18 protein-coding genes are annotated in these 14,243 nt (G+C 46.3%); 17 read left to right on the top strand and 1 reads right to left on the bottom strand.

The annotated features are described in order from the left end of the window. Positions 1-50: 50 nt before the first annotated feature. The gene (locus tag ACN0TF_RS10675) at positions 51-1,817 is read left to right on the top strand and encodes a terminase ATPase subunit family protein (protein WP_417441900.1); all 1,767 of its coding nucleotides are present in this window, start codon (positions 51-53) and stop codon (positions 1,815-1,817) included. Then, entirely contained in the window at positions 1,817-2,803 is a 987-nt protein-coding gene (locus ACN0TF_RS10670) for a phage portal protein (protein WP_417441899.1), read from the top strand. The genes ACN0TF_RS10675 and ACN0TF_RS10670 overlap by 1 nt, the downstream gene beginning before the upstream one ends. A gap of 645 nt (positions 2,804-3,448) precedes the next feature. On the opposite strand, the gene ACN0TF_RS10665 is transcribed toward ACN0TF_RS10670, so the two are convergent. Beyond that, complete coding sequence (locus tag ACN0TF_RS10665; protein ID WP_417441898.1) at positions 3,449-4,294, bottom strand: tyrosine-type recombinase/integrase; 846 nt, start codon at positions 4,292-4,294, stop codon at positions 3,449-3,451. Between the two features lie 328 nt (positions 4,295-4,622). On the opposite strand from ACN0TF_RS10665, the gene dusA reads away from it, so the two are divergent. The 15 genes from dusA (at position 4,623) to ACN0TF_RS10590 (ending at position 14,208) form a co-directional block, all read left to right on the top strand. Continuing rightward, a complete protein-coding gene (gene dusA, locus ACN0TF_RS10660; RefSeq protein WP_417441897.1) occupies positions 4,623-5,633 on the top strand; it encodes a tRNA dihydrouridine(20/20a) synthase DusA in 1,011 nt (336 codons plus the stop codon). A gap of 172 nt (positions 5,634-5,805) precedes the next feature. After that, positions 5,806-6,063 (top strand): hypothetical protein, encoded by a 258-nt coding sequence (locus ACN0TF_RS10655; protein WP_417441896.1) that lies wholly within the window; start codon positions 5,806-5,808, stop codon positions 6,061-6,063. Positions 6,064-6,238: 175 nt separating this feature from the next. After that, on the top strand, positions 6,239-7,459 hold the full coding sequence (locus ACN0TF_RS10650) for a dipeptidase (protein WP_417442099.1): 1,221 nt from the start codon (positions 6,239-6,241) through the stop codon (positions 7,457-7,459). Between the two features lie 208 nt (positions 7,460-7,667). Continuing rightward, positions 7,668-7,979: a 30S ribosomal protein S10 gene (gene rpsJ / locus ACN0TF_RS10645; RefSeq protein ID WP_053954198.1), complete on the top strand. Its 312-nt coding sequence runs from the start codon at positions 7,668-7,670 to the stop codon at positions 7,977-7,979. 38 nt (positions 7,980-8,017) lie between these two features. Then, complete coding sequence (gene rplC, locus ACN0TF_RS10640; protein WP_110013991.1) at positions 8,018-8,656, top strand: 50S ribosomal protein L3; 639 nt, start codon at positions 8,018-8,020, stop codon at positions 8,654-8,656. 18 nt (positions 8,657-8,674) lie between these two features. Next, entirely contained in the window at positions 8,675-9,280 is a 606-nt protein-coding gene (rplD, locus tag ACN0TF_RS10635; RefSeq protein ID WP_011235152.1) for a 50S ribosomal protein L4, read from the top strand. Then, positions 9,277-9,579, top strand: a complete 303-nt coding sequence (rplW, locus tag ACN0TF_RS10630) for a 50S ribosomal protein L23 (protein WP_011235151.1) — start codon at positions 9,277-9,279, stop codon at positions 9,577-9,579. Before rplD ends, rplW begins: the two co-directional genes overlap by 4 nt. A 14-nt stretch (positions 9,580-9,593) precedes the next feature. Beyond that, the gene (rplB, locus tag ACN0TF_RS10625) at positions 9,594-10,418 is read left to right on the top strand and encodes a 50S ribosomal protein L2 (RefSeq protein ID WP_011235150.1); all 825 of its coding nucleotides are present in this window, start codon (positions 9,594-9,596) and stop codon (positions 10,416-10,418) included. A gap of 16 nt (positions 10,419-10,434) precedes the next feature. Beyond that, a complete protein-coding gene (gene rpsS / locus ACN0TF_RS10620; RefSeq protein ID WP_034822534.1) occupies positions 10,435-10,713 on the top strand; it encodes a 30S ribosomal protein S19 in 279 nt (92 codons plus the stop codon). A 13-nt stretch (positions 10,714-10,726) separates the two neighbouring features. Then, a complete protein-coding gene (gene rplV, locus ACN0TF_RS10615) occupies positions 10,727-11,059 on the top strand; it encodes a 50S ribosomal protein L22 (RefSeq protein ID WP_417442098.1) in 333 nt (110 codons plus the stop codon). 10 nt (positions 11,060-11,069) lie between these two features. After that, complete coding sequence (gene rpsC, locus ACN0TF_RS10610) at positions 11,070-11,750, top strand: 30S ribosomal protein S3 (protein ID WP_317497210.1); 681 nt, start codon at positions 11,070-11,072, stop codon at positions 11,748-11,750. Positions 11,751-11,761: 11 nt separating this feature from the next. Next, positions 11,762-12,175: a 50S ribosomal protein L16 gene (gene rplP, locus ACN0TF_RS10605; RefSeq protein WP_011235146.1), complete on the top strand. Its 414-nt coding sequence runs from the start codon at positions 11,762-11,764 to the stop codon at positions 12,173-12,175. Beyond that, the gene (gene rpmC / locus ACN0TF_RS10600) at positions 12,175-12,366 is read left to right on the top strand and encodes a 50S ribosomal protein L29 (RefSeq protein WP_011235145.1); all 192 of its coding nucleotides are present in this window, start codon (positions 12,175-12,177) and stop codon (positions 12,364-12,366) included. The genes rplP and rpmC overlap by 1 nt, the downstream gene beginning before the upstream one ends. Then, complete coding sequence (gene rpsQ, locus ACN0TF_RS10595) at positions 12,366-12,629, top strand: 30S ribosomal protein S17 (RefSeq protein WP_417441895.1); 264 nt, start codon at positions 12,366-12,368, stop codon at positions 12,627-12,629. The genes rpmC and rpsQ overlap by 1 nt, the downstream gene beginning before the upstream one ends. Before the next feature lie 166 nt (positions 12,630-12,795). Further along, positions 12,796-14,208, top strand: coding sequence for a carbohydrate porin (locus ACN0TF_RS10590; RefSeq protein ID WP_417441894.1), 1,413 nt, complete (start codon positions 12,796-12,798; stop codon positions 14,206-14,208). Positions 14,209-14,243: the final 35 nt, after the last annotated feature.

Raw genomic sequence — 14,243 nt, 5'->3', positions numbered from 1 at the left:
AACAACTGAAAGTGCATAGGACGTGGCTTTGCGGCTTGTAGACTGACCGCATGAAAATAAGAACCAACCCCGATTTAGACCCGAAGCTGCAGGCCAGGAATTTATATTGGCAGGGCTATCGGCTGCGCCGAATATCTGAAATGCTCGACATTCCGGAGTCGACCATTAGTACCTGGAAGAAAAACGAGCAGTGGGAAAAAGTAAAACCGCTCGATAGGGTCGAGGCAAACCTTGAAGCCAGACTGATTGCCCTTATCAACAAGGAGCAAAAGGAAGGCAAGGATTTTAAAGAAATTGACCTTCTCATGCGTCAGCAAGAACGCATGGCCAGAGTGAAACGCTACAGCGACGGCGGCAATGAAGCCGACCTAAACCCCAATGTTGCTAACCGCAATAAAGGACCACGCAAAAAGCCTGAGCGAAACGCGATTGATGATGATCAGCAAAGCAAGCTGATTGAGTCGTTTCACGAAACGATGTTTGACTATCAAAAAGGTTGGTACCAGGCAGGCTTAAAACACCGCATCCGGAACATTCTTAAATCACGTCAAATAGGGGCGACATTTTACTTTGCCCACGAGGCGTTTATTGATGCCCTGGAGACTGGCCGCAACCAAATCTTCCTATCGGCCAGTAAGGCCCAGGCACATGTATTCCGTCAGTATATTGTTCAGTTCGTAAAAGACATTGTAGGCGTTGAGCTAAGGGGCGACCCGATGGTGCTGCCGAATGGCGCTCATCTTTACTTTTTAGGTACCAACGCCAGAACAGCGCAAAGTTACCACGGTAACCTGTACCTGGATGAATATTTCTGGATACACAAATTCCAAGAGTTTAGAAAGGTTGCGTCAGGCATGGCTCTGCACAAAAAGTGGCGTCAAACCTACTTTTCAACGCCTTCGAGCCTGGAGCATGACGCTTATCCGTTCTGGTCGGGCGACCATTTTAACCGAGGCCGCGCGAAAGCAGACAAAATACAGCTAGACCTTTCACACGCGAATTTGGTCGACGGAAAAAAATGTGACGATGGCCACTGGCGTCAAATTATTACGGTTGAAGATGCTGTTCGCGGTGGCTGTGACCTATTCGACCTTGACCAGTTGAAACTGGAGTACAGCCCGGACGAATACCAAAACCTGCTTATGTGTCAGTTTATAGATGACACGTCTTCTGTCTTCTCAATGCCAATGATGCAGCGTTGTATGGTTGACAGTTGGGAAGTTTGGGAAGACTTCAAGCCGTTGGCTGGACGCCCGCTTGCTAACCGTGAGGTTTGGATTGGGTACGACCCGGCAAAAGGCGGTATTGGTGATAGTGCCGGCTGTGCTGTTATTGCTCCGCCAGTCACCGATGGCGGCAAGTTCCGGATACTTGAGAAGTACCAATGGAGAGGTAAGGATTTTAAAGCCCAGGCTGACGCCATTCGGGAAATCACCAAGCGGTACCGAGTGACTTATATCGGTATCGATATTACGGGTATCGGCGAGGGCGTGTTCCAGTTGGTTAAGCAGTTCTTCCCTCAAGCAACACCGTTTCAATACTCACCGGTAGTTAAAGGTCGGCTGGTTATGAAGGGTCATGACGTGATCAGCAAAGGGCGGCTGGAATTTGACGCCGGCAGCACTGACATCGCTCAGTCATTTATCAGCATTCGCAAGTCAGTTACTGCATCAGGTAGAGCGCCAACCTATGAGGCTGGCCGCACCAAAGAGGCAAGTCATGCCGATTTAGCCTGGGCAATTATGCACGCATTACACAACGAACCGTTGGAAGGTAGCAGCGGAAATAAATCCGGATTTATGGAGTTATACGACTAATGAACAAGAATCAGAAAATGGAAGCATTCACTTTTGGGGAGCCAGCACCGGTCTTAAATACCCGTGATATTTTCGACTACCTCGAAGCTATGCACAACGGCAAGTGGTATGAAATGCCATTATCACCTGATGGGCTGTCTCGAATTTATCGGGCAGCGGTTCATCACGCTAGTGCTATCCAGGTGAAACGGAATATCCTCCGCAGCTGCTTTATTCCTCATCCAAAATTAAGCACTGCTGAGTTCACCGGGCTGGCTATTGATTTCCTTATTTTTGCAAACGCCTACGTTGAGCGGGTAAAAAGCCGAACAGGCAAAACACTGCAGTACAAACGTTCTCCAGCCAAATATATGCGCAAAGGCTACAACTCGGATAATTTCTGGTGGGTTCCCAACTTTCGCGAGTCACGCGAATTTAGCCCTGATTCAATTTTTCAGTTAACCGAGGCAGACATTAACCAGGAGCTTTACGGAATACCTGACTATGCCGCCTCAATGAACTCTTCACTTTTGAATGAATCGGCAACGCTTTTTCGTCGAAAGTACTATGAGAATGGTTCTCACGCTGGTTTCATTCTTTACATGACAGATGCGCTTCAAAAAGAAGATGATATTGATTCGCTGCGCAAAGCACTAAAAGACAGTAAGGGCCCTGGAAACTTTCGAAACCTCCTGCTTTACGCACCTGGTGGTAACAAGGACGGAATCAAATTGATGCCGGTTTCGGAGGTCGCGGCCAAAGATGAGTTCCTGAACGTCAAAAATGTATCTCGCGATGATCAACTAGCAGCTCACCGAGTACCACCTCAACTAATGGGTATAGTTCCGAACAACACTGGCGGTTTTGGTGACTCAGGCAAGGCGGCTGAAGTGTTCGACGCAAACGAAATGGAATCGTTGAGAGCTATATTCACCTCAATAAATGACTGGGCGGGCGAGCAAATCGTTCGGTTCAAGCCCTACACGCTATCCAAAGACAAAGAGTAAAGCGTTCTCCCTGGATGCAGGTTATCCGATACCTGCAAGTTGGCCCGGCACCTGCCGGGTCTTTTTTTGTCTGAAAATTACAGAATTGCGCTGGAAATGCGCGGTGCTAACCCCGCCTCGCCTGCCCACTTTTGCTTTTAAAAATTACGTGCAAACGAAAAGCCAGAACGTTAGCAATAGAGAAGCCTGCCGGAAAGACTGTAGCCCTTATCTAGTAACGAGTTGCAACGAAAACTAACGGCTAAAAACAGAGATTAAGCACCGAGTTTAGAATTCAAAGGTAGGGGGGGAGTGTCGGAAAAAGGTAACATTGGTAACAGTCCGTAAAAATCACTTGTAACTATATGAATTTATTGATTTTTCAATGTTACCTTTTAGGGGTAACAAAAGGTAACGTAAAAGGTAACATTTTTCTAAGTCTTTGTTTTTAATCACTTTTCAAAAATAAGAAAGTTACACTTTTAAAAGGTAACATGTAACTCTTTAGTTACCCTAATGTTACCTTTTGCTAGATTTCTGAAAGCCTTGTAAATAAAGGGTTTTAGGCTTTTTTCAAAAAAATGTTACCAATGTTACCTTTTTCCGATGCCCCCCCTGACTTTATTTTTCTTTTATATATAGGGGTAAAAGGTATTAAATTCAGCACTAAAACAAATCTCTCATCTTGCCAGGATAAAGCTCGGTATAAACTTGCCAGAGCATGTTGATGTTCCGGTGGCCAGTGACTCTTGCCACCTCATCAATTGAGTAGCCTCGTTCGAATAGCCGGCTGGCACCTTCTCTTCGTAAGTCGTGGTACCGCAAGTCGACAATGCCCAGGTCTTTTCGCACACGCTGAAATGCAGCGGTCACGGATTTTGATTGGTATGGGAAAATTAGCTCGCCTTTCTTTGGTTGCCGGCTAACAATTTCAAATGCGCCACCTAGCAGCGGACACCACATGTGGTTGCCTTCTTTCTTTCTCGGGTCTTTACGATCACGAACCAGTACCGCTTTACTCTTTGTATCTAGGTCATCCCATCGCAATTTGCACACCTCACCAATGCGCATGCAGGACAATATAGAGAAGTCGAATATATCGATGTATGGGATCTTAGTTCTGACATTTGCCTGGCGTTTTAATAGGGCTTTCTTTATTCGCTCAATCTCCTTTTCGGTAGGTCGCCGGCTGCGTCGTTTGGATTTTGATACCAGGCCAAGTTCGAACAATATGGGGACGGTGTTATCGATAACGGACAGGTCGACAGATATGGCATGAGCCGACGACATTAACCGCATGGTTGACCGTAGAACACTGATATCGATACGAACCGTTGTTGGTGATGCACCCGCATCGTTTCGAAGTCGGCAATAGTCAATGAGGTTTTGAGGTGTTAGCTCGTCAGTTTGTACGTTGGCCAGCATTGAATCCCGTAGCAAATTGGTGACATACCGCCTTGAGCGTTTGGCTTTCTCCCATAACCGGTCATCGGATATATACCGGTCAATCATTTCTCCTATGGAGCACACTCGTTTGGCCGGCTGGCCAGAGGCAAACTCTGACTCAATAATATTCCTTCGTCGCTTACCCCACTCTTTGGCTAATTTATCCTCCCTGAAGCTTTTGCTTTCTTGGTGTATAATCTTCCCACTTTTTTTAACTCTGATTATTGCTCGGTAACTCATCTTGCCGTTGGCGCGTTTTCTTTTTTCGACGTTAAGGCTTGCCATTGTCCAACTCCTTTGGGTGACTATTGGGTGACCGGGAACGGAAACAGATGGCAATTTACCGCAATTCAGAGCGATTTGGAAACTATGCAAGATAATGCAAGAGGGCGGTATGACAGGGTATACAGGTAAAAATAAAGGCCACCGAATTTCAGTGGCCCCGATGCTGGATTGGACTGATCGGCACTGCCGATATTTTCATCGTCTCCTGACCAGGAGTACCTTGCTTTATACCGAGATGGTAACGACAGGTGCGATTATTTTTGGTCAGCAGGATTTTCTGGCATTCAATGCAGAGGAACATCCGGTTGCTTTGCAGCTTGGAGGTTCGGAGCCCGCGGCTATGGCAGAATGCGCACGTTTGGCACAAGAGCGGGGCTACGATGAAGTTAATATTAATGTGGGGTGTCCATCTGACCGAGTGCAAAACGGTAGCTTTGGCGCGTGTTTGATGGCTCAACCGGAAAAGGTCGCCGAGTGCGTAAAAGCAATGAAAGCGGTAACTGATATTCCGGTTACCGTAAAAACCCGTTTGGGTATTGATGAGCAGGATTCTGATGACTTTCTATATGAATTAACCGATGCCGTTGTTGCTGCTGGTGTTGATCAGCTGACTTTGCATGCCCGTAAAGCCTGGCTGCAAGGCCTTAGTCCGAAAGAAAACCGGGATATTCCTGAATTGCAGTATGAACGGGTTTACCGAGCCCAAAAAAGGTACCCTGATGTACCTGTTGCGATTAACGGCGGAATTGTCGAATTGCATGAGGTTAAGCAGCATTTAAATCAGGTCCATGGTGTGATGATTGGCCGGGCTGCTTATCAGAATCCGTGGTTACTTACTCAGCTTGACTCTTTGAGTGAAACAAAGTCGGCAGAGTTAACTCGTGAGGCTGTGGTTACCGCGATGATACCTTATATAGACAACCATATTCGACAGGGCGGGCGTGCCTGGCATGTGGCCCGCCATATGCTGGGACTGTTTCAGGGAATGACCGGAGGTAAGCGGTGGCGCCAGTATCTTAGTGTGAAAGGCCCGAGAGCCACCAGCGCCGAACAACTGCTTTATGGTGCTCTGGCTTTTCGCGATGATCACAGTCAGCACGTATCATCATTAACGTCATAAATTGACTAAAAGTTGGTGAAAAACACTAACCTAAATAATCTTCTTTCTTTCAGTTGAAAATTAAAAGTTATTATAGAACAACTGGTTAGCAACATTTAAAAAGATGGCACAACCTTTGAATTACATAGTGTGACTTAACTAACGCACTGTCATTTATTCAAAGGAGAAAACCATGAAAGCGTTAATCGTAAGTGTTGCCAGTGGTGTTATGTTGTTCAGTGCATCGGTCTCAGCTGCCGATGAGAATAGAGATTCTATCACTGCTGAGCTTCAAGCTCAGATTGCTGAAATGTCTGAAGAAGCGATGCAAAACGTCAAACAATCGGTTTCAGAGTCAATTGATGAGTGGGTTATGGAGTTTCTGCCCGACTTACAACTAGCTGAAACTCAGACTGACGCTTCCAAACAAAAGAATAAGCAGACTCAGTAAGGAGCCCCCGTGATTTTATTAGATCAGTGGTGGCTCATTTGGTTGGCGGCGCCGGTATTAGGAACCTTGATTGTCGGCGCTGTCATAAGTTTCAGCGCATCAGTAATGCGACACAGCTAGACTTTTGCTACTCTGCGTATATCTTCATATAAAAATAAAAAGAGGAATACGTATGATGAAGTCTCTGATAGCCGCTTCTGTGCTGGCAGTTATTACCGGTTGCGCAGCAGCAGGGCAAGCTGCAACCAGCGGTTCTGAACAAGCGGAATATACCGCTAGTGATAAAGCTGAAAAACTGGCGAAGCAGTATTTGCTGATAGACACACATATTGATGTACCTTATCGAATTCATGATAAATGGGAAGATGTAACAGAGGCCACTGAAGAAGGGGATTTTGACTACCCACGGGCAGTAGAAGGTGGCCTCGACGCCCCGTTTATGTCTATCTATATTCCTGCCTCTTATGAAGAGAGCGGCGGCAGTGTTCAGTTGGCGCATGAGCTTATCGATGGTATGGAAGCGCTTGTCGGACGTGCACCAGATAAGTTCGCGATGGCTTATAGCACTGATGATATCCGCGAAAATAAAGAGCAAGGCTTACTGTCAATTGCTTTGGGTATGGAAAATGGCACTCCTATCGAAGGGGATCTTGATAACCTGCATATGTTCTATGAGCGCGGTATTCGCTATATTACTCTGGCTCACTCATTATCTAATCACATTTCAGACTCTTCTTATGACATTCGCCGGCAATGGGATGGCTTAAGCCCGTTCGGTAAAGAATTGGTCAAAGAAATGAATAATGTAGGCGTTATGGTTGATGTATCGCACATTTCCGATGACGCATTTTACCAGGCGGTTGAAATTAGTGAAGCTCCGGTCATTGCATCGCACTCGTCGCTGCGCTCTTACACTCCGGGCTTTGAACGTAATATGAGCGATGACATGCTAAAGGCTCTTGCTGAAAATGAAGGTGTTATTCAGATTAACTTTGGTTCGTCGTTTTTGGCTGAGCAGGCCAACCGTTACCGTGACATGATGAAAAAGCGGATTACCGCAGTAAAAGAGCAATATGGCGAAGACAGCGACGAAGCGAAACGTCGCATTAAGGACATTGAAGCCAATAATCCGTATCCATTTGCGACTTTAGATACCGTTTTAGACCATATCGATCATGTACGTGATTTGATTGGGGTTGAACACATCGGTGTGGGCTCTGACTACGACGGTGTTGGTGACTCTTTGCCGGTTGGACTAAAAGACGTATCTACCTATCCAAACCTTGTTCAGGGGTTGATGGACAGAGGGTATTCAGATAAAGAAATTGAAATGATTCTGGGCGGTAATTTAATGCGTGTTTGGGAGCAAGTAGAAGACTACGCCAAAACACATTAAGGCCTTGACACCAGGCCGCGAGTCGGTATAATTCGCGGCCACGTCTTTTGAGTTTATCGGCTTTGGCCGTGTGAAAGGCGTTCGACAACAGTCCCGATTGGGGACTGAATGGTTGACGTAGAACATCGCACCCCCGGTATGTGCCAGGGAGGTTGCGATTTTCTGTGCTCTTTTTTAAATGCTCTTTTATTGAGGCTTTGATTTATTTATGGCTAATCAAAGAATTCGGATTCGTTTGAAAGCGTTCGATCACCGTCTGATCGACCAGTCGACTGCAGAGATTGTTGAAACTGCAAAACGCACTGGTGCTCAGGTACGTGGTCCTATCCCACTGCCAACACGGAAAGAACGTTTCACCGTGCTGACTTCACCACACGTAAATAAAGACGCGCGTGACCAGTACGAAATCCGCACCCACAAGCGTCTGATTGATATAATGGACCCTACTGACAAAACGGTTGACGCGCTTATGCGTTTAGATTTGGCAGCTGGCGTTGATGTACAGATCAGCTTGGGTTAAGTGGGCAGTAATAGGATTACACACGAGAGGTTTTAACAATGGCTATAGGTCTAGTCGGTCGTAAAGTAGGAATGACGCGTGTCTTCCAGGAAGACGGCGCTTCTGTTCCTGTTACTGTGATCGAAGTGCTGGCGAACCGTGTGACTCAGATTAAATCTGATGACACTGACGGTTACCGTGCCCTTCAAGTAACCACAGGCGAGAAGAAAGCGAGCCGTGTAACCAAGCCTTTAGCAGGTCATTTTGCTAAAGCTGGTACAGAGGCTGGTCGTGGTCTTTGGGAATTCCGCCTGCAAAATGGCGAAGGCGAAGATTACGCAGTAGGTTCTGAACTGACTGTTGATATTTTTGCAGAAGTTAACAAAGTAGACGTTACTGGTACTTCAAAAGGTAAAGGCTTTGCCGGTACTGTGAAGCGCTGGAACTTCAGCATGCAGGACGCTACTCATGGTAACTCATTATCTCACCGTGCACCGGGTTCAATCGGTCAAAACCAGTCGCCTGGTAAAGTATTCAAAGGCAAGAAAATGGCTGGTCAGATGGGTAATGAGCAAGTCACTACGCAATCACTTGAATTAGTTCGGGTTGATGCAGAGCGCAGCTTGTTGTTGATCAAAGGTGCGGTCCCGGGTGCAACCGGAAGTGATGTGATCGTTAAACCAGCGGTCAAGGCATAACGTCTGAGGAGAATAGTGATGGAATTAACATTGAAAGACGCAAAAGGCGCTCTTGAGGTTTCCGAAGCTACCTTTGGACGTGAGTTTAATGAAGCCCTTGTCCATCAAGTAGTTGTAGCTTACGCTGCAGGTGCTCGTCAGGGCACAAAAGCTCAGAAAACTCGTTCTGAAGTAGCCGGTGGTGGTAAGAAGCCTTGGCGTCAAAAAGGTACTGGTCGTGCCCGTGCAGGTACAATCCGTAGTCCTATCTGGCGTTCTGGTGGTGCGACTTTTGCAGCTAAACCGCAAAATCACAGCCAGAAAGTAAACAAAAAAATGTACCGCGGTGCGATTAAAAGCATTTTGTCGGAACTGATTCGTCAGGAACGCTTGATTGTTGTTGAGAAGTTTGGTGTTGATGAGCCAAAAACAAAGCAACTGGCAGCGAAACTGAAAGAAATGGATCTGAACGACGTTTTGATCGTGACAAAAGAAGTTGATGAGAACCTGTTCTTAGCTTCTCGCAACTTGCATAAAGTCGACGTGCGTGATGTTCAGGGTATTGACCCTGTCAGTCTGATTGCTTTCGAGAAAGTGCTGATGACTGCTGACGCCGTCAAGCAGCTTGAGGAGGTGTTATCATGATGCGCGAAGAACGTTTGCTTAAAGTGATTTTAGCACCTCACGTTTCGGAAAAATCGACCAACACTGCTGAAAATAACAACACTGTTGTTTTTAAAGTAGCTGTTGATGCGACTAAAACCGAAATCAAAGCGGCTGTCGAAAAATTGTTTGAAGTTGAAGTCAAAAACGTACGTACAGTCAACGTAAAGGGTAAAACCAAACGTACTGGTTCTCGTTTCGGGAAACGCAGTGACTGGAAGAAAGCGTATGTTGCCTTGAATGAAGGTGCTGACATTGACTTCTCAGGCGGCGCTGAGTAACAGGAGGAATAAACATGGCTGTAGTTAAAAGTAAGCCTACGTCTCCGGGTCAACGCCACGTCGTTAAAGTCGTCGGTCAGGACCTGTACAAAGGCAAGCCTTACGCACCGTTGCTGGAAAAAAACAGCAAGTCTGGTGGTCGTAACAATAACGGTCGTATCACGGTTCGTCACATTGGCGGTGGTCATAAACACCACTACCGTGTAATCGACTTTAAACGTAATAAAGATGGTATCCCTGCAAAGGTTGAGCGTATTGAATACGATCCTAACCGTTCAGCGAATATCGCTTTAGTTTTGTATGCTGACGGTGAACGCCGTTACATTCTGGCTCCGAAAAACCTATCAGTAGGCGATCGTATCCAGTCTGGTGTTGATGCACCAATCAAGCCTGGTAACAGTCTGCCAATGCGCAACATCCCAGTGGGTAGTGTTGTTCACGCGGTAGAGTTACAGCCAGGTAAAGGCGCACAAATGGCTCGTTCAGCGGGTGCTTATTGCCAGATTCTTGCGCGTGACGGTGCTTATGTTACTGTTCGCTTACGTTCAGGTGAGATGCGTCGCGTTCAGTCTGAAGGTCGTGCAACTATCGGTGAAGTAGGTAACGCAGAACATATGCTGCGTCAATTGGGTAAAGCCGGTGCAAACCGCTGGCGTGGTATTCGTCCGACCGTTCGTGGTGTGGCGATGAACCCAGTTGATCACCCTCACGGTGGTGGTGAAGGCCGTACCTCTGGTGGACGTCATCCTGTGACTCCATGGGGCACGCCGACCAAGGGCTACAAAACCCGTAAAAACAAGCGTACTGATAAGTTCATCGTACGCCGTCGCAACAAATAAGAGTTGAGGATAAAACATGCCACGTTCTCTTAAAAAAGGTCCATTTATTGACCTTCACCTGCTAAATAAGGTGGAGAAAGCGTTGGAAGCCGGGGATAAAAAGCCAATTAAAACTTGGTCCCGTCGTTCAATGATCATCCCAGATATGATCGGCCTGACAATCGCTGTTCACAACGGTCGTCAGCACGTTCCTGTCTACGTGACAGATGAAATGATCGGTCATAAATTAGGCGAATTCGCGCCAACCCGTACTTATCGCGGCCATGCTGCTGATAAGAAAGCGAAGAAACGGTAAGAGGTAGAGAGTGATGGAAGCAATTGCTAAACACCAATTTGCCCGCGTTTCAGCGCAGAAGGGCCGTTTGGTCGCAGACCAAATCCGTGGACTTCCGGTAGATAAAGCACTGGATATCCTGGCATACAGCCCCAAAGCAGCTGCTGGCTTAATCAAGAAAGTTCTTGAGTCAGCAATCGCGAACGCGGAACATAACGAAGGTGCGGATATTGATGAACTTAAAGTAAGCCGAGTCTTTTTAGACGAAGGTCCTACTATGAAGCGCATCAAGCCACGGGCGAAAGGCCGTGCCGATCGTATCTTTAAGCGCACCAGCCACATTACTGTGGTCGTGTCAGATAGCTAGGAGATAAATTATGGGTCAGAAAGTACATCCTAATGGTATTCGCCTAGGTATCTCCAGACCATGGAATGCAACCTGGTATGCGAATACAAATGAGTTCGCTGATAACCTGCACAGTGATTTTCAGGTACGTAAGTTCCTGACTAAAGAACTGCGCAATGCATCAGTCTCTCGTATCGTTATCGATCGCCCCGCAAAGAGCGTTCGTGTGACTATTCACACAGCACGTCCTGGCGTGGTTATCGGTAAGAAAGGCGAAGACGTAGAAAAACTGCGTAAGCAAGTTTCTAAATTGACAGGTGCTCCTGCGCAAATCAACATCTCAGAAGTTCGTAAACCTGAGTTGGATTCGCAGCTGGTAGCTGACAATATTTCTGGTCAGTTGGAACGTCGTGTCATGTTCCGTCGTGCTATGAAACGTGCTGTACAAAACGCTATTCGCTTGGGTGCCAAAGGTATCAAAGTTGAAGTGAGTGGTCGTTTAGGCGGCGCAGAAATTGCACGTACTGAGTGGTATCGTGAAGGCCGTGTACCGCTGCACACATTACGTGCAGACATCGACTACTCGACCTCAGAAGCGAACACCACTTACGGTATCATCGGTGTTAAGGTCTGGATTTTCCGTGGTGAAGTTCTTGGTGGACTTCCAACTGAAGAAAAGCCAGCTCCTAAGCGCGGCAAGAACCGTAAGTAAGGAGAGACGATATGTTACAACCTAAGCGTACAAAATTCCGTAAGGTTCACACAGGCCGCAACCGTGGTCTGGCGCAGTCTGGTAACAAAGTCAGCTTCGGTACTTTTGGTTTAAAAGCTACTGACCGTGGTCGTATGACCGCGCGTCAAATCGAAGCAGGCCGTCGTGCAATGACTCGTCATGTTAAGCGTCAAGGTAAAATCTGGATCCGTGTATTTCCTGACAAACCTATTACCAAAAAGCCTTTAGAAGTTCGTATGGGTAAAGGTAAAGGTAACGTCGAATACTGGGTTGCTCAGATTCAACCAGGTCGCGTTCTGTATGAAATGGACGGTGTTCCTGAAGAGTTGGCACGTGAAGCGTTCCGCCTGGCGGCACGTAAACTGCCTTTCAAAACCACTTTTGTGACTCGGACGGTAATGTGATGAAAGCAAGTGAACTGAAAGATAAAACCGTTGAGCAGCTGCAAGAAGAGTTGTTAGGCTTGCGTCGTGAGCAGTTTAATCTGCGCATGCAGGCAGCAACTGGTCAGCTGAATCAGACTCACATGATGAAACAAGTGCGTCGTGATATCGCACGTGTTAAAACCATCTTAAATGAGAAGGCAGGTGCGTAATGACTGACGAAAAACGTGTTCGTACTCTGCAAGGCAAAGTTGTCAGCGATAAGATGGATAAAACCATCACTGTAGCTGTTGAACGTCGTGTAAAGCACCCGGTATACGGGAAGTACATCACGCGTACAACTAAAGTACATGCGCATGACGAAGAAAACCAGGTTAAAGTTGGCGATACCGTGATTGTTCGCGAATGTCGTCCGCTGTCTAAGAATAAATCTTGGGCTCTGGAAGAAATCGTTGAGCGCGCTACTGTTGTCTAAACGCAGATAGCGATAAGAAATTAAAAGGCCTCCCTTGCGGAGGCTTTTTTTTTGATCTAAACCTTAATAGGTTTAGTACAAATACCTGAAATTAAATAAATTTCTTTTTAACATAAGAAATAATAAATACGCACACCAATGCGTAGTTCTCAGAGGGAGACAATTCATGTCAAAAAGTTTATTTTTTGCAGCTACTGTGCTTGTGGCAAGTCCGGTAATTGCTGCTCCTCAAGATAGTAATTCGGTTGAACAGGAAATACAGGCGTTAAAAGAACGCTTAGCTCAATTGGAAAAACGGCTTGAAGAAAAAGAAGAGCGAGAGAAAGAAGAAGTCGTTGTTGTAAAAGAACGAGAAGTAAAAAAAGGCAATGAAACTGCCAGCAAAGAAAGCAGTTCGAACCGCAGAGTTGTCTACGACTCCGGAGTTCATGCGCGTTTAGACGAGCTGGAAAAGAAAACGGAAGAGAACGAAAATTGGCCAATAAAGGTTCATGGCGCGGTTCGCTTTCAGTATGAATACAATAATTATGACTCAGATAATGAAAACCGCGGTGGCGATTTGGACTTCGATATTTTCCGTCTGAACTTTGATGGAGAAATGGGGGGGGTGATCCTTTCTGCTGAGTATCGTTGGTTTAATTATCAGGACGTTGTCAAACACGCCTGGTTTGGTTATGACTTCACCGATAAACTTCAAGGGCAGGTTGGTGTCGTAAAAATTCCATTTGGTAACATGCCTTACAACTCTCACAGCTATTTCTTTAATAGTACTTTCTATGTTGGCCTGGAAGATGAACATGATAACGGTATTCGGTTTAAATACCGTGGCGATGAGTGGGATTTTGATTTAGCTTACCTGAAATCAGATGAGCAGGGCGGCATTGACGGCTCAACATCTGATCGTACCGCGCGCTATAACTACGACACCGTGGGTATTCGGTTGCCCGGTCAGGGCGCTTACGATGAACCAGGTTTACCTGTAGGAGAAAGTAATAGCTATGCTTTCAGAACCGCGCGTAAGTTTAGCTTCAGCGATGATGAAAACTTAGAGCTTGGTGTGTCTTTGCAAGGCGGGAATTTGTATTCAGGAACGGCTGCTGAAGGCTTTACAGATGCACAGGCGTATGAGAATCAGAATGTTGGTAATCGCATGGCCTGGGCCGCACACGGTGTCTACAATAACGGACCGTGGAACGTACAGTTACAGTATTCAGACTATGACTACGATATAAAACTGGAAAACCGCGGTGTTTACATGGCAGCCTACGCTTATTACGATGCAATTCCTACTGAAGCGAAACTGTATACAGCCAATGTTGCTTACACTTTACCGGTAGATATTGGGCCTCTGACAAGCTTAACTTTCTATAATGACCACAGCTTAATGACCGATAAAATGGGTTATCAAGATGATACCTGGATGAATGTTCTAGGGGTTGCTGTTGCAGCAGGCGGAGGTTTTTATACCTACGTTGATTATGTAAGAGCAAAAAACCAACCGTTTATTGGTGGTAATACCGCAACTGACGGTGGTGAGGTCAATGACCGCTTTAATATTAACTTCGGTTATTATTTCTAAAGCGATTTAAGCTTTGACTGCGAAAGACATGGAAC

This window comes from Idiomarina sp., assembly GCF_048265525.1.
Classification (GTDB): Bacteria; Pseudomonadota; Gammaproteobacteria; order Enterobacterales; family Alteromonadaceae; genus Idiomarina.
Note: the sequence above shows the minus strand (reverse complement) of the source record. Positions and strands in the feature narration are given on the sequence as shown.